This is a genomic window from Saprospiraceae bacterium, assembly GCA_016714025.1.
GTDB lineage: Bacteria > Bacteroidota > Bacteroidia > Chitinophagales > Saprospiraceae > Vicinibacter.
On record JADJOB010000001.1, the window covers coordinates 58,197 to 78,271 of the forward strand.

General features: G+C 36.8%; 19 protein-coding genes. 7 read left to right on the forward strand and 12 right to left on the reverse strand.

All coding sequences use genetic code 11. The features are described 5' to 3' along the window. Positions 1-9 precede the first annotated feature (9 nt). The 8 genes from IPJ80_00265 to IPJ80_00300 form a co-directional block, all read right to left on the reverse strand. On the reverse strand, positions 10-486 hold the full coding sequence (locus tag IPJ80_00265; protein ID MBK7911914.1) for an acyl-CoA thioesterase: 477 nt from the start codon (positions 484-486) through the stop codon (positions 10-12). Positions 487-999: 513 nt separating this feature from the next. Continuing rightward, positions 1,000-1,611, reverse strand: coding sequence for a DUF1003 domain-containing protein (locus IPJ80_00270; protein ID MBK7911915.1), 612 nt, complete (start codon positions 1,609-1,611; stop codon positions 1,000-1,002). Positions 1,612-1,623: 12 nt separating this feature from the next. Beyond that, positions 1,624-2,367, reverse strand: coding sequence for a hypothetical protein (locus tag IPJ80_00275; GenBank protein MBK7911916.1), 744 nt, complete (start codon positions 2,365-2,367; stop codon positions 1,624-1,626). Between the two features lie 4 nt (positions 2,368-2,371). Then, positions 2,372-3,358 (reverse strand): VOC family protein, encoded by a 987-nt coding sequence (locus IPJ80_00280; protein MBK7911917.1) that lies wholly within the window; start codon positions 3,356-3,358, stop codon positions 2,372-2,374. Positions 3,359-3,363: 5 nt separating this feature from the next. Further along, positions 3,364-3,774, reverse strand: a complete 411-nt coding sequence (locus tag IPJ80_00285; GenBank protein MBK7911918.1) for a DoxX family protein — start codon at positions 3,772-3,774, stop codon at positions 3,364-3,366. Between the two features lie 605 nt (positions 3,775-4,379). Further along, positions 4,380-5,360, reverse strand: a complete 981-nt coding sequence (locus IPJ80_00290) for an MBL fold metallo-hydrolase (GenBank protein MBK7911919.1) — start codon at positions 5,358-5,360, stop codon at positions 4,380-4,382. Positions 5,361-5,496: 136 nt separating this feature from the next. Next, positions 5,497-6,081: a Crp/Fnr family transcriptional regulator gene (locus tag IPJ80_00295; GenBank protein ID MBK7911920.1), complete on the reverse strand. Its 585-nt coding sequence runs from the start codon at positions 6,079-6,081 to the stop codon at positions 5,497-5,499. Positions 6,082-6,166: 85 nt separating this feature from the next. Continuing rightward, entirely contained in the window at positions 6,167-6,709 is a 543-nt protein-coding gene (locus tag IPJ80_00300) for a hypothetical protein (protein MBK7911921.1), read from the reverse strand. 337 nt (positions 6,710-7,046) lie between these two features. On the opposite strand from IPJ80_00300, the gene IPJ80_00305 reads away from it, so the two are divergent. Continuing rightward, positions 7,047-9,884, forward strand: a complete 2,838-nt coding sequence (locus IPJ80_00305) for a leucine--tRNA ligase (GenBank protein MBK7911922.1) — start codon at positions 7,047-7,049, stop codon at positions 9,882-9,884. Positions 9,885-9,889: 5 nt separating this feature from the next. After that, positions 9,890-10,234, forward strand: coding sequence for a hypothetical protein (locus IPJ80_00310; protein MBK7911923.1), 345 nt, complete (start codon positions 9,890-9,892; stop codon positions 10,232-10,234). A gap of 6 nt (positions 10,235-10,240) precedes the next feature. Here IPJ80_00310 and IPJ80_00315 read toward each other — a convergent pair whose 3' ends face one another. Beyond that, positions 10,241-11,158: a 3-hydroxybutyryl-CoA dehydrogenase gene (locus IPJ80_00315; GenBank protein ID MBK7911924.1), complete on the reverse strand. Its 918-nt coding sequence runs from the start codon at positions 11,156-11,158 to the stop codon at positions 10,241-10,243. A 90-nt stretch (positions 11,159-11,248) separates the two neighbouring features. Between IPJ80_00315 and IPJ80_00320 the strand changes: the two genes are divergently transcribed. Both IPJ80_00320 and pfkA read left to right on the forward strand, forming a co-directional pair. Beyond that, on the forward strand, positions 11,249-12,094 hold the full coding sequence (locus IPJ80_00320; protein ID MBK7911925.1) for a hypothetical protein: 846 nt from the start codon (positions 11,249-11,251) through the stop codon (positions 12,092-12,094). Further along, entirely contained in the window at positions 12,081-13,061 is a 981-nt protein-coding gene (gene pfkA / locus IPJ80_00325) for a 6-phosphofructokinase (protein ID MBK7911926.1), read from the forward strand. Before IPJ80_00320 ends, pfkA begins: the two co-directional genes overlap by 14 nt. Positions 13,062-13,126: 65 nt before the next feature. Here pfkA and IPJ80_00330 read toward each other — a convergent pair whose 3' ends face one another. Next, a complete protein-coding gene (locus tag IPJ80_00330; GenBank protein MBK7911927.1) occupies positions 13,127-15,604 on the reverse strand; it encodes a carboxypeptidase-like regulatory domain-containing protein in 2,478 nt (825 codons plus the stop codon). Continuing rightward, complete coding sequence (locus tag IPJ80_00335) at positions 15,601-16,239, reverse strand: aminodeoxychorismate/anthranilate synthase component II (GenBank protein MBK7911928.1); 639 nt, start codon at positions 16,237-16,239, stop codon at positions 15,601-15,603. The genes IPJ80_00330 and IPJ80_00335 overlap by 4 nt, the downstream gene beginning before the upstream one ends. 29 nt (positions 16,240-16,268) lie before the next feature. On the opposite strand from IPJ80_00335, the gene IPJ80_00340 reads away from it, so the two are divergent. Genes IPJ80_00340 through IPJ80_00350 form a run of 3 tightly spaced genes read left to right on the forward strand, consistent with a single transcriptional unit; the run spans position 16,269 to position 18,451 of the window. Further along, positions 16,269-17,204, forward strand: coding sequence for an aminodeoxychorismate synthase component I (locus IPJ80_00340; protein MBK7911929.1), 936 nt, complete (start codon positions 16,269-16,271; stop codon positions 17,202-17,204). Further along, entirely contained in the window at positions 17,188-17,784 is a 597-nt protein-coding gene (locus IPJ80_00345; protein MBK7911930.1) for an aminotransferase class IV, read from the forward strand. Before IPJ80_00340 ends, IPJ80_00345 begins: the two co-directional genes overlap by 17 nt. Before the next feature lie 13 nt (positions 17,785-17,797). Further along, entirely contained in the window at positions 17,798-18,451 is a 654-nt protein-coding gene (locus IPJ80_00350) for a YggS family pyridoxal phosphate-dependent enzyme (protein MBK7911931.1), read from the forward strand. Here the strand turns inward: IPJ80_00350 and IPJ80_00355 are convergent. Continuing rightward, entirely contained in the window at positions 18,448-20,073 is a 1,626-nt protein-coding gene (locus tag IPJ80_00355) for a T9SS type A sorting domain-containing protein (protein ID MBK7911932.1), read from the reverse strand. The two genes, IPJ80_00350 and IPJ80_00355, sit on opposite strands and share 4 nt — an antisense overlap. Positions 20,074-20,075: the final 2 nt, after the last annotated feature.

The window sequence follows — 20,075 nt, forward strand, 5'->3', positions numbered from 1 at the left end:
AAATGAATCCTATTGATCCTTTTGATTTAAATAGTTAACCCGATCATCAAAACCTGTTTTTTCTATTTGCACCAGATTGCCTTCTAAAAGGGCTTGAATTTCTGGTGGATGGACAGTTGTCTTCTTTAATAGCAAATCAATGTGTAAAAATCTGGACCACAATAAAGCTTTCAGTTTTGTTTGTTCATCATTCCACATTTGATATTCCACCAAAATATCTTTTTCTGAACATCGAATGATCAAGGAACGAATCCACACCCATTCATTTCGTTTTGCTTCCTGCAAATAAGCTATTTCATGCTTAACCAATACCCAGGATTTTTTATTTTGCTCAGCATAATCCATTAAGTTTAATTGGTAATGCTCAAGAATTTGATCTTCGCGCGCTTCCAACATATACTCAATAAATCGCGTATTGTATAAATGCCCCAGTGGATCGCAATCTTTAAATCGAATGCGATGTCTGGATTGTGGAATTTTTGTCATGAGCTTTGCTTAAATAAGGCAAACAAATTCCGGGTGGAATAGTTTAGAGGTGTTTAAATAGGAAGCCGGGTGGAAAATGCTGCAATGTTACAATTTTGCAATGCTGCAATTCGACAATGCTGCAATTTTGCAATGTTACAATGTTGCAATGCTTTAATGCTTTAATGCTTTAATGCTGTAATATTAAAATTAAAATAAATCTGCTCTGTTTATATTTATCTGGTAGTGCATTTAAAGATTTTAGCATTTCAACATTTTAGAATTGCAGCATTTTAGTATTGTAGCATTTTTTTGGGATTGTAGCATTTCGATTGAGGGCTTGGCGATGGCGGGCATCACGAAGCACTAAACTGTGGGTAAGCACAAATGTAAAATGGAATCACAACAATACAATTAACCGCTGTCCGCATGCTATCGCTAAGCCCTTGTTAGCGGCTAGCATACTCTTTAACTGCCTGCAAGTCCTGATGCTAAATATTCGCTTACACATTTTCAAGCATAAAATATCTCTGTTCATTTTAAAGTAGAAGTACTAAGAAGTGCATTCACTTTTATTATCAACTCCTCAATTACTTTAGTGTGTTGCTCATTTATACGGAAGGATTTTTCAGAAATTTCATTCATATGTCTTACTTGCAATGCCTGGGATTCAAGCATTGTTTTGGATTGGTCTTGCATCATAATATTAATTTTTTGGTGCAGCGAACGAATTTCCAATTCAGCTTTAAGGTTAATCATGTAATCATTATCGGTTTTCAGCCTGTCTTTTTCGACCTGTCTGTTTTGGCTCATCATAATGAAGGGTGCCTGTAAAGCAGCAACGCCACCAAGCAAAAGATTCAGCAAAATAAATGGATAAGCATCAAATTTGTAAGGGGAAAAAATATTGAACAGAACCCAGCAAAAAAGTATAATACCAAAAAATATGATGAAATGCCAACTGCCACCGAACCTTGCAATTTTATCAGAGAGATTTTCAGCAAAGGATAGTTTCTCTTTTTCGGGGTGTAATAACTTATCAACTAAAGACTCTTCCTCTTTTAATGTTTGCTGAACAATATCATTAAGTTTTGATAAATGTTCGTTATTTCTAGCTAATAGCTTTTCAAAATCTAATTCACTCATTTGATGTGTTGTTTAAAACTGATTTAACCATTGAAGAAATTCACCAAACTGTTTAGGCGAGATAGAATGAGCAACTGCATCTTCTGAAAAAGCTACCGATATGCCAAGGCTTTGGAGCATTTGCTGATTTTCCCTGGCATACGTTATCGGCAACATACTATCTTTACTCCCATGAGCAAGAAAACACTTTAATGATTTTAAGGAAACAGAAGAGCTTATGTAAGGTTTTAATTCATAAACAAAACGACCACTTAAAACACCGAAGCCGGCTATTTTTTCAGGCATTGTTAAGCTAATAGCTGAGGCCATATTCGCTCCCTGACTAAACCCTGCAACAATAATTTTTTTGCTATCTGCATTATACTTTTGGGTTATTTCAGAAATTAACTGCATTAGTTTGTTTCTGCTTTTTTCTTCTTCATCAATATTAATGACTATTTTTTCATTTACCATTTTCACATCATACCAACGGTAACTGTTTTCGCTTAACTTATAGGGAGCACGGACAGAGACTACTATCCAGTTTTCCGGAATTTGTGAACTAAATGAAAACAAGTCATTCTCATTACTGCCATGTCCATGCAACAAAATCAAAAGTGGCGATTTTGCAACGCTATTGTTACTCTCTCTAATGATATAATGTAATGATGTATGTGATACCATAATATTTTGATTGTTTTGTGCCGTGCAGCTACTTATCAATGCTAATTGTACAATACATAAGTTAATAAATTTTTGAACCCTGGTGTTACTCATTTATCTACACTTTATGCGTAAGTAATATTTTAATTCCTGTAGGATCGGTCGCCCAATAATTGCCTTCTTTTTCCTGTGCATTATCAATTGCCTTAACTGCCTTTAAAAGTTGTTCTTTGGATTTGAAAACGATGTGATAGTGTTTTAACCCGGCATTTGTGGGTGGAGCCAATGGTTTATTAATGCCATGCCACGAATTCATCGCCACACGATGCTGATAAACTCCTCCTGCTCCTAAATCAGCGTATTTGTATTGTGGAAAAAAGTTGAATTGAGTGAACCCCATTTTTTTGTAGAACTCATTATTAAGTGTGACATCTTGAGCATAAAAATGTATATGCCCAATCTTAGCGTCATCATTAATAATTTTACTCAAATCTTTATCTACAAGGCTTTTTAGAATTTCTTCTGTATCTAATGGTGCAGACGCACCTCTGATAGTGCCATCCGTGTCTTCCATAAAAAGACCACCTTCTGTAATTACTCTTTTGAAACGTTCAGGTGTTTCAAATGCTAATTCAACCATCACGTTATCGTAATCTGTCAGATACAATGATTGAGTCATTGTGTGGTCTATGGGAGAAAAGAAATATTTGTTTTGTTGTAAGCGATAAATTGCCTTGGCCAGGTCTTCTTTGGTGGCTAAGTGAATAGCGAAATGATATAAACCACTGTAACCTTCCTTGAATACAGATTTAGCTGTTTGATGAACCACTACCAATGTCTTGTTTTCTGTGCCAAATTCAGCTACTGAGTCAGATTGGCTTCTCAACTTCATACCGATTACTTTTGTCCAAAATGAAATGGCTTTTTCAATTGAAGTATTATTCAGATGAACAGCCTCAAAAGAGGCTATTTCATCTGAATTTACATGTTTTAATTCGTTAGCCTTTTGCAACGACATTGCATTAGCTAATGTTGATATTCCATCCATTGTTAATAGTAATGTTGAAGTGCCGAGAATAGTTTTAATAAAGTCTTTTCTTTCCATTTTAATTAAGCTTTTGGTAAAATAGGAGCTTTTTTACTTCTGCCCCATGCAATAAATAAAGCTATGAGCATGAACAAGCCATTCATTCCAATCATTGGTGTTTCACCCCTTGAAATGTGAAAGGGAATGGATAACAAAAGGATTGTTGCAAGTCCAACTGCTGCCAATACGGTGAGTTGGGGTTTGATGCGAAGTAATGAAGGCAGTAACAAACCTATGCCTCCAAGAAGTTCGGCAACAGCTATGAACCTGACAAGTGCGGAAGGAACGCTGCCTGTCCAGGGCATCATAGCTGAAAGTTTTTCGATGGGCATAGATGCTTTCATGAAACCTGACATGAGGAACATCGCTGCTAAAAGAATTTGTGCCACCCATAAAGAGATGTGCATTGTTTTTGAAGAATTTTTCTTTTCCATTTTTTTAAGTTTTTAATTGTTTAATAATTTGTTTGAATTAATGATACAAAGATGCAGCGACCTCAACGCCTGAAACGATGAGGTAGGGCAAAAAAAAACATTGATGTATGTCAACGTTTTTCAAAAAAATGGATCTGCTTTTCCCTATCTCGTCAATCTGCATATTCAGTGCAAAAATGATATCTTGCTTGCAGTGCTGTCTGTAGGAACTTCCTCCTGTGGCATACCATGGTGTTCAGCGGGCTTGCTGTCTTCACCCTAAAGATATCTACACCTACAATCGGCTTAGGAAAGAAGCTGGAATATCCTCCATGGATCTTAACAAAATCACCGTCTGCAAAGATTGTTCCCATCTCATATGGATATTAATTCTGAAAACGGTTCACTGGTTGGTCCGAATTCTTTTACGAAGTTGATATCGAGCTTTTACGTGGTCATGTATAACTTATACAACGAAAAAAGGCGTTCCGTCTAACACACGGAACGCCTTTACTGAGTTAATCAATCTTAAAAAACTAATCCTAATTTAATTGTAAATAGTGCGCTATTTTATTCTATCACCTCGCAGTATTCTAGCAACATACTATTATAAACTTAATGCTGAATTAAAACCAATGAGCACCAGGGTCTCCTGGATAAAAAGCATTTGGCAGTGAGAAATAAAGTGCTCCATCTCCATAGGTTGGATATAAAATTTTTAGCTCATCTACTACTTGTTGTACACTAGTAGCGGTTCCACCAGCAGTTAAATTTTTTGTTCCTTTAATCAAACCTTGTGCATTACCTATATAAGCAATGGTTGCGTCAAAATTGCCTGTTACATTTGTTTGGTAACCTAGGTGTCCAACAAAAATATACTTGTAGTTACTGAATTTTGATTTCATATCAGTTAGGGCGTTTATCCAAATACTCAATTCGTCCACACTGTCAAGTGGTGTATAATCACGAATATAGGAATGTCTCTTAATTGCGGTTAAATCACCAGTGAATACCGCCCTTTCAGTTGGAATATATACATATCCATTTTCGACCGCTTCAGTACCTGAAACATTGTCAAAGTAGTATTCAAAACCGCCAATTTCTTTTGAGCCAGACACTCCTATGGCCGTATCACCGTACACTTGATTAAAGGTTGCATCGGTATTCAAGACAGCGGCATCTTTTGTTTGCGCATAAACTGTTACATCCTTGAATTTGTCTAAGTTAATATAGTGGTCAATGTGAGGATGTGTAATAATGATGTTCATGGGTTTTTTAATTGCATTTGCATAGGCACGGAGTTCCGCTCCTGAATTACTTAAGTCAACTGGAATAACAGCCCCGCCAGAGTTATTGATACCCACATCTACCAGAGTAATCTCCTTTTCTGATTCCACAATTGTTGAAGTCCATCTTGTTCCAAAATTCAAAACATGATATCGAACTTTGTCTTCAGTCACAACCTCCACGCTAGCACTTGGTGCAAGAGAAGCAGCCGGGGCATTGGAAAAGTTAACTTTAGTGGGATTGGTGTCAGATTTTTCACATGATGTAAAAAATACAGTTGCGCATACAATGGCTGCGATTGCCAATTTTTGAATTTTCATTTTTTTTAGTTTTTAATTGTTTAATAATTTGTTTGAATTAATGATGCAAAAATGCAGCGACCTCAACGCCTGAAACGATGAGGCAAGACAAAAAAAAACGTTGATGTAGGTCAACGTTTTTCAAATAAAATGGTAGCTATTTTTTTATTGAACCGGCTCTTATGCGGCTTAGTGTTTCCTTGGTCATGCCAAGATAAGAGGCGATTATGTGTTGAGGAAACCGCTGCATAAATTCGGGAAATCTCTTTTCAAAATCTTCATAACGCTCTTCTGCCGTAAGCGTTTGCGCTGCCTGAACTCTTTTCAGCAGATTAAAGGATTGCTTTTCGGTAACCACTTTTATCATTTCGTTGATGAAAGGTTGTCGGCTTAATTTGTTAATAAAATCTTCTCTGTTCACCATCAGCATTTCCACATCTTCGAAGGCATCAATAAAGTAAGGCGATGGTGTGCCTACCATAAAACTTTCACGGTCGCCAACCCAGAAGTTTTCAATATACAACCCGAGAATATTTTCCTTCCCGGTTTTGTCAACCGTATATTGCTTAAATGCCCCTTTTACAATAAACCCCGCAAATTTGCATACCTCCCCTTCCTGTAGCAGATACTGGTGTTTCCGGAATTTTTTCGGTTTAAAAACGCTTGCAAGCAAATTGCTATCTTCCTCAGACAGCTTTGTTGTGAGTTTGCTATTGATGTATGTTATTAATGTATCGTGCATAATGTAAGGCAAGATTATTCATATTCTTAAAGTTCACTACCAGCGATGGTCCCAATGCTTGCCGCTAAGTTACAAGCATTTGAAATTACCACAAAGCTGGAACAAAATTTTCAGCATTTGTTATCACGGCGCCTTTTCCAGTAGCGCGAATTACAAATAAACCATTTCGTTCGGCAAACTTTGGACTTTCTTCGCTGGCATGTAAATAGGCAACAGCGCCATAAATATTATAAGCAGCATATTCATCCAACCATTCTTTAGCATGGCGTAATTCATCTATGAATTCTTTAATTGCTTTAATATTTAAATTTGATTTGACTTCAACGATAACAATTTCATTACCATTCTTGGCAATAATATCAAATTCAAATTGTTGTCCGTTGTGTATACCTGTCCGACGTTGCGAAGTATCGTGAACATCAATTCCTTTGCTGCGAAGTAGACTAATCAAATTTCCACTTACAAGACTCTCGACAAACTTTCCCCACTGACTTTCAAATTGATGGATCATTTTATTCAGCTTCCGATCCGTCTCTTTTAATTGAAGTTCAGTCTCTTTAAATTGGAGATCGGTTTCCTTAAATTTCCGATCGGTTTCTTGTTGGCTGATTGCTAATTCCTTTAACAATTGCTTAATTTCATCAAAGCTTACCTGGATTTCCATATTAACTATTTTTAGGTGTTTTCAAAAATGCACAGTAAAAATAAGTATATTTTGAAATCTGAATACATTTGGCATCCGGTTTTTGAATTCAATCAGCACAATTGAAATTTCAAATAAAAACGGATATTTCATAAATGGACAGTCACACTTACGCACATTTTAGTCATTCCTTAATACTTCCAGATGAAATCAGCAATAAAAAGGGCTAGCATGCCTGTGTTATTAACAAATCGTTTTGGCATCGCTGTCCGGAAGCATTGCTTCTGTAAAACATTCCCTTAACTTTGCATAAAATAAAGGCATGGAGTTTTTACATCAGGGAATTGAAGATAAGTGGAAAAAGTATTGGAATGAAAATCAGGTTTATAAAGTAGCCGATGATTTCAGTAAACCCAAATTTTATGTTTTGGATATGTTTCCCTACCCGTCCGGTGCCGGCTTACATGTTGGACATCCTTTGGGCTACATTGCTTCAGATATCGTAGCGCGGCACAAACGAATGTCCGGATTTAATGTTTTGCACCCAATGGGCTTTGATGCCTTTGGCTTACCTGCAGAACAATATGCTATCCAAACAGGCATCCATCCTTCCGTCTCAACTGCGCAAAACATTCAACGTTATCGTGAACAACTCGATAATATTGGATTTAATTACGATTGGTCCCGTGAGGTGATTACCTGTGATCCGAACTATTATAAATGGACTCAATGGATCTTTTTAAAACTTTACAACTCCTATTACAATACTGCCGAGCAGAAAGCAAAACCGATAGAAGAGTTGGTACAGCAATTCGAACGATTTGGCAACCAGTCCATTCCAGCGCATCATTCTGAAGAAACCATTTTTGATGCAACAGCATGGAACACAAAAAGTCGCATCGAACAAGAAGGAATCTTAATGAATTATCGCTTGGCTTTTCGCAAAACTGCTTATGTCAATTGGTGTGAAGCATTAGGCACTGTATTGGCAAATGATGAAATCAAAGACGGTGTATCTGAACGTGGCGGTCATCCGGTTGAGAAAAAACCTATGATGCAATGGGCCTTGCGAATTACAGCTTATGCCGAACGTTTGTTGAAAGACATGGAAACCCTGGAATGGTCTGATTCATTAAAAATTATGCAAAGCAATTGGATCGGTAAATCAATCGGTGCGCAAATCTTTTTTGCTGTTGATGATCATCCGGAATCCATTGAAATTTTTACAACAAGACCAGATACTATTTTCGGTGCGAGTTTTATGGTACTTGCTCCTGAACATCCACTGGTTTTGAGTATAACGACTCCATCTCAAAAACCAGCGGTTGAACAATATATAAATCACAGCAATCGGAAAACCGAACGCGAACGTCAAACGGATAATAAATCAGTCTCCGGTGTATTCACCGGTGCGTATGCCATTCATCCATTTAATCAAACCAAGATCCCAATTTGGATTGCAGATTATGTCTTGATTGAATACGGTACCGGAGCCATCATGGCTGTGCCTAGCAATGATAAAAGAGATCAACTCTTTGCAAAGCATTTTGACTTACCCATTGTTCAGGTGGTTGATCAATCAAATTTTCCAACAGCCGATCTGGAAGATAAAGTAGGTACGATGATCAATTCCGATTTTTTAAATGGCAAACAAGTTGATCAGGCAATCACTGAAATTTTAGAATCATTGGAATCCAAAGGAATTGGTAAAACACGAATTCAATATAAACTGCGTGATGCTAATTTTAGCAGACAACGGTACTGGGGAGAACCGTTTCCAATCTATTACGATGAAACAGGTCAGACGTACCAATTAAGCGAATCAGAATTGCCTTTGGAATTGCCCCATCTCGAACAAATAGAACCAGGAAAATCAGCCAAATCACCTCTGGCTTCCGCAACTGATTGGGTGAACTGGAATGGTTTTATCCGCGAAACCGATACCATGCCCGGATATGCCGGTTCGTCTTGGTATTTCCTTCGTTACATGGATCCTGTTAACATAGAAGCATTTGCATCAAAGGATAAATTGAATTACTGGAAAGACGTTGACTTATACATCGGAGGGACTGAACACGCTGTAGGTCATTTAATGTATTCCCGGTTCTGGCATAAATTTTTATTTGATTACGGCTTTGTAAATACAAATGAACCCTTTAAAAAATTAGTAAATCAAGGGATGATTCAAGGGATCATTGAATCATTGCTTCTGGTTAAAGACAGTCATCCACCAGTATTTATAGATTTAAATTTAAAAACAGACTATCCAGATGATCAATTAGCACGCATTCCTGTGCACATTGATTATGTAAGTGATTACAACACGGACCATTCACATCTTTCTAAAGAAGGTATTCTGCAATTTGTAAAATGGAGGCCCGAATTTGCAGGCAGCATGTTTAAAAATACAGAATCTACCTGTTTGTTAAATGAACTTACAGATGACTTCAAAATTCATACGCTTTCTGAAACCGGCAAAATGTCAAAGCGATACCACAATGTGGTAAACCCGGATGATGTAATTGCTACCTATGGCGCAGACTGTTTCAGGATGTATGAAATGTTTTTAGGACCTATAGACCAGGCAAAACCCTGGGATACCAAAGGCATTGATGGTGTAAGTAAGTTTTTGAGGAAGTTTTATAATTTGTTTTATGATGCAAACGATCAGTTTGTTCTAACGGATGAACCTGCGACTCCAGACGAACTTAAAATCTTACACACTTGTATTAAAAAAGTCAATCAGGATATCGAACAATTATCATTCAATACTTCGGTCAGTGCATTTATGATTTGCGTCAATGAATTAAAAAGACTTGGATGTACTAAAAGAGACGTACTCTTATCATTGGCACAATTACTGGCTCCGTTTGCCCCTTTCATCACAGAAGAAATCTGGCATACAGCAGGTTATTCCGGAAGTATCCATCACTGCAACTATCCACAGGCTGATGAAACGCATTTAATTAAGAACGAAGTCAATTATCCTGTGAGTATCAATGGTAAAAAACGGTTTGAATGGATCGTTGCTAAAACAATGAGCCAGGATGAGTTACTGAAACAAGTTGTAGAATTGGATGAAATTAAAAAATGGTTGGAGGGCCAAGAAATAAAAAAAATTATTATTGTTCCTAATCGCATGATTAATATTGTTATCTAAGAAATATGTTTGAAAATAAATCCAAAGCGGTTGTTCATTCCCGTATCTTTTACAAAAGGCTGTTGAAATTCTGGATACTTGGAACACTGATGATTTCCATTTCACTTTTATTAGGTACCCTTGGCTATATGTATTTTGGAAATTTAAATTGGATCGATGGCTTATACAATGCCAGCATGATTTTAACCGGCATGGGTCCGGACGTAGAAAAACCATGTGATGAACTTAAATTATTTGCCTCATTTTATGCCATGTACAGTGGCATCATTTTTCTTTCAAGTGTAACGATTGTTTTTGCCCCAATCATTCACCGCTTCTTTCACATAATTCATGTGGAAGGAAAGGATTAGTGGTGTCTAACTTAGATTGCTCAGCGTAGCCGGAAACCGACTGAACTTAGGAGCAACGACCAATTCTTTAGATCCCGGAGTGTATGCATAAAACCCTTCTCCGGATTTAACGCCCAATTTGTTTGCGGTAACCATTTTAACCAATAAAGGACAAGGAGCATATTTAGGATTTCCAAATCCATCTTCCAATACCCTTAATATAGCAAGACATACATCCAGTCCAATAAAATCTGCTAATTGCAGGGGACCCATTGGATGCGCCATTCCCAATTTCATTACGGTATCGATCTCTTCAACTCCTGCAACTCCTTCATACAAACAATGCACAGCTTCATTGATCATAGGAATTAAAATGCGATTGGAAACAAAACCAGGATAATCATTGACTTCAACAGGAACTTTATCAAGTGCTCTGGTAAGATTCATAATGATTTCACAAACCTCATCGGATGTATTATACCCACGAATGATTTCAACCAATTTCATGATGGGAGCCGGATTCATAAAGTGCATTCCAATGACTTTATCTGGTCTTTTGGTAATGGAAGCAATTTTTGTCAATGAAATGGCTGATGTGTTACTGGCTAATATTGTATTTGGCGAACACATCCGTTCGAGATCAGTAAATATTTTTAACTTAAGTGACTCATTTTCAGTGGCTGCTTCAATTACCAATTCAGCATTTTCAACGGCAGATTCCAGATCAGAATTTAGGGTAAGGCGATTTAAAGTATTGATTTTATCCTCGCCGGTTAATTTTGCTTTTTCTACCATCCGATCCAGATTTTTAGTAATCGAAGCCAAAGCTCTTTCCAATGCCGGTGCAGAAATATCATTTAAGACAACCTGATAACCATATTGTGCAAATACATGAGCGATGCCACTTCCCATGGTTCCCGCTCCGATAACTGTAATATTTTTCATGATTTTTTTTGAATATTGCGCGCAAAGCTAAGCTTTGAGCAGTATTTAACAAATTGTAGAGTAAAAATATAAATCCTATCTTGCAATTCTATGGGATATAAATTAGTCGCGGATGCTGGTTCCAGTAAGACGGATTGGGTATTTTTTGGTGCAAATCAGAGTACCCATTTTGAAACCGATGGGATCAATCCAACTACGCAAGCTCCAAGTTATTTGGATACCATTTTAGAAAAAACCAAATTCAATTGTCCGGATCTGCCTGCAGACATAATTTTTTATGGTGCAGGATGCAATTCACAATCGGCTAAAGACATCCTTGGCATTTTGTTTGAAAAGCACTTTCCGAATGTTCATCTAACGATTCATTCAGACATTTTAGCAAGTGGTCGGGGCTTATGCGAAGGTGCAGAAGGCATCGTTGCAATTTTAGGAACCGGCAGTCATGCTGCACATTGTGATGGCCATGCGATTGTTCACCAACTTCCCTCCCTTGGTTATTTACTTGGAGACGAAGCCTCCGGAAACTATTTTGGAAAAAAACTGCTCCAGCTTTATTTTTTAAACAAAATGGATACCCAATTAAGACAGCATTTTGAAAATCAGTACCCGGCATTAAATCATGATTTTATTTTTCAATTATATCATTCTCAAAAACCAGCATTCAAATTGGCAGAATTTGCCCGATTTGCAATTCAACATAAAAATGCAGAATCCTTAAAACCGATCATTAAATTAGGCATTGAAGAATTTATTGAAAACAGAATTTTAATTTACAAACCACTCCAGTTACCGGTGCATTTATGTGGCTCGATCGGATATTACCTGCGCGATGAATTTAGAAGCAGTTTGAATAATTATGGTTTAAATTTTGGAAATTGCAGTCAGAAATTAATTCAACATTTATTGGCTTACCATTTAAAATATGAAACCCATTAAACGCATTGGAATTTTTACCTCCGGAGGAGATGCTCCTGGAATGAATGCTGCAATTCGGGCGATAACCCGTACTGCAAATTATTATGATCTGCACGTCTATGGAATCTATAGAGGATTTGAAGGAATGATCGATGGAGAAATTATCCGTTTGGAAACTACCGATGTCAGCAATATCATTCACCAGGGAGGTACCATATTGAAAACTGCCCGAAGCAGTCGTTTTTTAGAAGCATCCAATCGCCAAAAAGCTTTTGAAAATTTGCAAGCCAATGATCTGGATGCAGTTGTGGCAATTGGTGGCAATGGTACGTTTACAGGGGCTTCTGTTTTTTTTAAAGAAACCGGATTTCCCATGATCGGATTGCCAGGCACCATCGACAATGATTTATATGGAACCGATTTTACGATTGGTTTTGATACAGCTGTCAATACTGCAATCGAAGCAGTCGACAAAATACGTGACACAGCTGATTCTCATGATCGTTTGTTTTTGATTGAAGTGATGGGAAGGCATTCCGGTTACATCGCACTCTATACTGCAATCGCTTCCGGAGCCAGTGCCTTATTAATCCCAGAACATGATGAAAACATTGATCAATTGGTTGCCGAGATTAAGAAAACTCTTAAACGAAAAAAATTATTCAGCTTAGTCATTGTTGCAGAAGGAAATAAAATTGGACCCACCCCGATGATCGCCGAACTGTTAAAAGAACGCGTTAAGGAATATGAAATTAAAATGGCTATCATCGGACACATTCAACGAGGTGGATCTCCCAGTGTTGCGGATCGAATACTTTCCAGCCGCCTGGGACATGCTGCCGTTGAGGCTTTATTAAAAGGAAAACACAATTGCATGGCTGGCATCGTCAATGATAAAATAGTTTATACTGATTTTGATCAAGCCGTTCAACATCAAAAATATCCGGATGAAGATCTTATCAAATTAGCAGACATATTAGGGAGGTAATCCATTAGATTCATTTCTAAATCATCGAATCTTGTTTTACCTATTGCAATAAAATTGTGAATACTTTATTTTCCTCCGCCTATATTACTTAATAAGGCCAGTCGAATGCTCGACTTTTGATAGTCCGAACCTTCAAATGCATGAACCCAATCCAGACGAAAGACTCTAAATACTTTGTACCCTATATTTCCAAATCCAATTGAATATTCAGTATACGGTTTATTTCTGTCATTGATAACGGATGAACAACGTATCAATTCTTTTAAACCCAATTTATTAATTAAAGGAATCCGGTCTAATAATTTTCCTTGCAAATCCCATTCAAGAAACCAGGACAATGCATGATTATCCGTACTGTGCGCATAAGGATTTAAACTTAAAAACACATCCGGGTCATTTGGTTTGTTGTAAAAAATATAAGGATTCCCTTTTTGAAAAATCCATTCAGATGGATCCAATGGGTTCTTATGGAAAATTTTAGTTGCCTTCACTAAATAGCTGAGTTGACCCCAATTCTGCAAGGACTGGTCATTATAAATACTGGTGCCAACTACATGAAACTGTTCTCTGGAATTTGGATAAACACCCCAGGTATGTCGCAACCTCACGACCGGCCATTCACTCTCAAGATAATCCGTTGCATTGGGCGCCAACCAAACTTTAGTTCCGCGACGCCACCGAATCCGATTGGTAAAACTGATGTATTCTTTATGATTGATCTTCAAACTATCCTTGAAATCATCGCTGCTGCTATTCAAAGAATAGTATCGATCTTTCTTTGCTATGCTGTAATTTGAATGATTTGTCAAATTATATCTGGCATTGTAATTCCACTCACCAAAATATAAAAAATCATAGGCTATATATTGTTTATAATTCAACCCGATCATTCGATTCTCATAAAATTTGTTGTAGTTTTTTTTAAGCCACAAATTTGCAATTTCCTGAACGATGAGGGATCCGGGGTTATGATCATAGGCTTCCAGTTCGATACCAGTCTTTACCGATAACTCCGCTTTTCTAAATTCATTAAATCGTTGTGTATAACTAAAACTTGGCCTGAAAACTTTTTCTGCAAAACCGTAGTCTAGTTTAGATTCGATGCGGTATTCGTTGTATTCATTTTTTACATGCTGTTGTTGATTAAACCGAAGTATGGTCCCTAAACTCCAACCCTGCACTGGATTAAAATGGATAATTTCCAAAGGAGAGGCAATGGAATAAGAACGCTTCTTATAGGTGTTGTGAAACGTATAGCCGGTTAGAAAATGGATGGTTTTAAATTCATTCCGCTGTTGGTCTACTGAATCTTTATAGACCTTAGAGTCCCGGATTGTTTTCAAACTATCTTTGGATCGATAGTCGGTGATTTCTTCCGTTGTTAATGGAACCGGTCGGATTGAATCCCAATAAACCACTTCCTTTGCATTGGCTCCATCCTGAATTCGCAACAGCACCCTTTTATCTTGTGGCTCAGCAACTTTTTCAAAATCATAATCTGAAAACACTACAGCAAATTTGCCTTCTAATTTTATAACAAACAATGCCGCTTTAAATCCAAAAACCTGCGATTGCAATTCAAAACGATCGGATCCTGATACTGGAATAAATACCTGGCTGAGGTAAATGCTATCAAACAATTCCTGTTGCACCTGTTTGCCTGAAATATGAAGATTTAATTCATACAAATTCCATGAATTTTCTTGTATCGTAATCACTCCGGACCAGGCAGGAAGGCTGTTGTTTTTGGGAATGATCCGAATCCTATGCAAGATTAGCTGATCGGTCTGAAGTGTATCCGTACTTAGTAAATTGTATTTATAGTAATCTAATGCATAATCTGCAATCGGTGAAACAATGGCTCTTCCAAATTCATTGGTGTTTTCATATAAATTAAACAAGGCGGAAGAAGCTCGATTAAATGAAAATCCATTATCCCTTCCCGAGATTCTGGAAGATATCATTTCTTCATAAAAATGATCCGGTTTTTTAAAATTAAGTTTAGAAACGGTTTCAGACAAATAAATAATCCCTTTTCTATTTGAATCCAGATTGCCATCCAAATTCCCAATTTCTTTGCCCAATATTTTTTTTGGTATATCCAGAATTTTAATTGACCCTTTTGTATATGCATTGCATTGAAAATCCGATTTTCCGGAATAATATAAATTTCGCTTTGCTATTGCTTTTCGAATGATTGCATAGGCCGGGTCTTCCTGATCCGAAGAAATAACAATTTCATTTAAATTATAGGTTGAAGGTTTTAATATAATATTTAAGAGCATGGGACCAGATTGATAATCTATGTCCCGCTCTTCTATTTGATATCCTAAATAATGAAACACAACTTTATTCCTGCCAACAGGTAATTCCAGGGTATAGGATCCGTCTTTGTTGCTGATACTTCCTTTGGTGGTGTATTTAATATAGATTGAAGCAAATGCTAATGGATTGCCCTCAGGATCCGAAATCGTTCCTTTCAATTGGGAAAATGAACTATTCAAAAAAGCAAACAAACAAAATACCAGGAACGAAATCTTCATGTTGCCAACCAATTTTCCAGCAGCTCTCTGCCAAGTTTTGTTAAAAATGATTCCGGATGAAATTGAATTCCTTCAATATTGAATGTTTTGTGTTTTATCCCCATAATGATTTGATCTTCTGATACGCAAGTAACATGCAATGAATCCGGCAGGCTTTTTTCATCAATTGCCCAGGAATGGTACAATCCTACATCAAATACTGCAGGCATGGTGCTTATAATTGAATTTAAATGCGTTGCCTTGTTAATGACTTGTTTTACCTGACCGTGTTGCACCACATCTTGTTTAAATAATTTTGCTCCATAAAATTCTGCAATGGCTTGATGACCAAGACAAATTCCCAAAATACTTTGCTTGCTTTGATAATTTGACAAAATAGATTTCATTGCAGGAAAATGATCTGGTATGCCCGGTCCTGGTGAAAACAGAATTTTCTCAAACTTAACTACTTCATTATCAAGATATTTCAAGGAATCCAGGATCCTTGGTACAGCATCTAAGCTCTTCAATAAATGAACTAAATTGTAGGTAAATGAATCCCTGTTATCAAGAAGTAAGATCTCTTTATTTGAATACACAATAAAAGCTAATAACTTTCGGACGAAAATAGACAAAGATTCGATTGCAAAAGCCATTTAGAGCGCATTCTTCAGTTATTGAGCGTATGAATTCATTTAAACAGGATGAAAGACCTTTTCTGTTTGTGATTGACTATTTGAAAACCTGTGGTATTTGTGAACCTCTGGATGAACTCAATGATGAATTGATTAAATATTCAATTTGCAATCAAAAACCTGTTGAACAATTAAATCGTCCCTTTAGGTTTAAACCGGTTCCTGTATCCTTTGATTCCTACAAAACCAAATTTGATATGGTTTATCAGGCCATTCAAAACGGTGATAGTTATTTGTGCAATTTAACTCAAGCTACTAAATTGGAGACCAATCTGAGTTTGAATGACATTTTCCGATTTACAAATGCGCCTTACAAACTTTATATTAAAGATACTTTTGTTGTATTCTCCCCCGAATCTTTTGTAACTATCAATGGCAGCCAAATAAATACCTTTCCAATGAAAGGAACCAAAAGGGTTGCGGACGATCCGGAAGGTTTTCATTTATTGAATGACCTCAAAGAAACGGCAGAACACAATACCATTGTTGATTTATTGCGGAATGATCTGAGCATGGTTTCTGACCAGGTTGCCATCAAACGTTATAAATTTCTGTTGAAGGTAAAAACACACAATGACGAATTATGGCAAATGAGTTCAGAAATCAGCGGAACCTTACAAAATTATTATTTAGATCATCCAGGATTCTTATTTGATAAAATTTGTCCGGCAGGATCCATTTGTGGTGCTCCCAAAGAGAAAACGCTGGAACTAATTTCTAAAACAGAAAATTACAATCGCGGATTTTATACCGGAGTGTTTGGCGTTTACGATGGCACCAGTTTGCAAAGCGCGGTGATGATCCGATATATTGAAAAAACCAAGGATGGACTTGAATTTAAAAGCGGGGGTGGCATCACTTTTCATTCTGATGCTTTTCAAGAATACCAAGAATTAATTCACAAAGTCTATGTTCCGATTTTTTGAAAGCATTTCCATCAGGGATGGGGTCCCTCAAAATCTGTATTATCATCAATTGCGAATTGATCATACATTTAAACAATTTTACCCAAAAATTGATTCACCACACCTGGAATACCTGATTTCTAAAAATGTTCAGGCACGATTTCCATTAGTGAAATGCAAATTCAGCTACAATGAAACGTCACATCAGTTTTTTTGTCTGGCCTATAATCCAAAAACTTATAAGAAATTCCACCTGATTCATGACAATCAGCTTAGTTATAACTTCAAATACATAGACAGAATGTGTTTTGATCAATATCTTAGAACCATTCCATCAGACCACCAGCTCCTTATAGTTAAAAATGAATATCTGACAGATTCAAGCTTAAGTAATTTGGCATTCTACGATGGCTACCGATGGCTAACTCCAATAGATCCTTTACTTAAAGGCACTATGCGTGCTTCGTTAATAGCCGACTGGAAAATTCATGAAGAAGCCATCCAGTTGAAACATCTGTCTTTATTTAAAAAATTCAAGCTGATAAATGCGATGAATCCATTGGATTCAACAATTGAATATTCAATGGATTTGATTTCTTAATTTTCAATTCACCATGAACCTAAACAACTATAAGCAGATTTTAGAAACGCTGAAGCCATACCATGCCCAATTAATTGCCGTAAGTAAAAATCAGAGCACCGAGGCAATTCTTAGTTTGTATGAAGCCGGTCAAAGAATTTTTGCAGAAAACAGAGTGCAAATGTTACTGGAACGCAAAAACCAATTGCCATCAGATATTGAATGGCACTTAATTGGAAGTTTGCAGAAGAATAAAGTCAGAAAAATTGCAGAATGGATTTGTATGATTCATTCCGTTGATTCTTTTGAATTGGCAGAAACGATTCACAAAGCCGCTATCCAATACAACCGGGTGATTCCCATTTTACTTGAAATTAAAATTGGAACTGAATCCGAAAAACAAGGATTTGAATATACAAAGCTTCTTGACTCTTTAAACGATGACCCATGGATAAATTTATCTGGTGTACAAATTTCAGGTTTGATGGGAATGGCAAGCTTTACTGAAGATACCCATCAAATTCAAAGTGAATTCCGAAAACTCAAACTTCATTTTGAATCAATCAAGAAATTGCATCCTGAATTTACTGCATTCAAAGAACTCTCCATGGGTATGTCTTCGGACTACACGATTGCGCTGGAGGAAGGATCCACCATGGTTCGAATTGGAAGTAAATTATTTAATTAATTTACAATCACTAATTTATTGACAAAAGTTTTCTTGCTCGCAAGTACAATTTTTACATAATAAATACCTGATTCAAGTTGCATTGTCAAAGATTCATGTGCTTTAGATGCTTTAAATTCTGATAAAATCTTTCCATTAAGATCCAGTAGTTGGATCAACTCCATATCCTCCTTTGTAGTTAAATTAATTTTTCCATTCGCAGGATTAGGATAAATGATGGCTTGATCTTTTGATTGATTGGAAACGCTGGTCACCCGGCATTTATCTATTTGAAATAATTCAATATCGTTTAAGCTGCAATCCAAATCTGCCAACTGCAAGTCCAATGCTTTTGAATTAAATACGACATCCGTAATCTTCATGGGATCTTTCGCAACCGTATAACTCAAGTCTTCACTGCAGTCGTGATCCATCAAGCCACTATTTTCTAATAATACCAAATAATTTTCCAAGCTGCCATTCGGTTTAATCAAAGTCCAGGTTTTGTCATCTCCGCGATCGTAATTAATTGAAGACGAGGTAGCAATGCTCGAGTTCTGCAAACTTTCTTTAAAATATTTATATTTCTCGATGATCGCATTACTCGAATTGATTTTCATTAATGAATAACCCTGGTAACCATTTTCAACCGGCGCCTGACCACCAACATAAAAATAAAAGCCATCGGTATTAATTGCTTCAGCACGAATTGGAGCAGTATAATTTCTCCAGGTTCTAAGTGTCAAGGTTGCATCAAACCAACTAATCAACAAGGTTCCTGGTTCAGAGCGCCCAACAACAGACTGTGAAAACATAAATATATTGGCTCCTTTGGGTTCAATAGAAGTAAATCCAAAGCGATGGTTGTATAGCCCATCCGCACTAAAGAGTTCTACCATTTTTAATGCCACCGGCTCTCCTTCTGTAGAAACTTCTGCCAACATCATTCGAAAAAAATTATCACCTACAGGCCTGATGGTTCCTGATATCAACAAATCGTCGTTGGGTCCCAATGCCAGGGAAGCTGGAGCTTCTGCATGTATTGGAGCAAGGCTGTTGTATATTTTAGACCAAAGAATTTGTGAACCATCAAAAGCCAATAAAACGATTTTATTGTTTTGTGTTCCAAGATAATTTATTTCAGTTTCGAGCAACAAATAGTATATCCCTCTGATATTAATTACATCTACTGGATTTAATGTTCGGTTTGGTTCAATTAAGTCAGAAATTATTTTTACATACTTTAATGCGTTGATTTTAAAATTGAACAAACCCATAATCAGGTAGTTTCCACTTCCTTGGACCAGGTATGTTCCAATAAAAAAAACTTCATCCGCACCTGTTGCAACAATTTTCTTTATCTGAATGCTTCCTGATTTCTGTCCAATGAGATGTCCTGATTTAAGATCTCCCGCATTTTGAAAATTTAGGATCAGGGCCTCCGTTAAATTTTTCTGGGTATTCAGCACATTAACTGCGTATATTTTAGACGCTGGTACGGATCCTAAGCTACCAAATGAACTGCTGCTTGTAATTTCTAAAAATTGAATTGGATTGCTTGAATCAGCCGTGATTTTTAACAAACTCTGAGCATGCATTAGGCCGCAGAAACAGGAAAGTACAAGAGAAATTTTCAGATTCATAA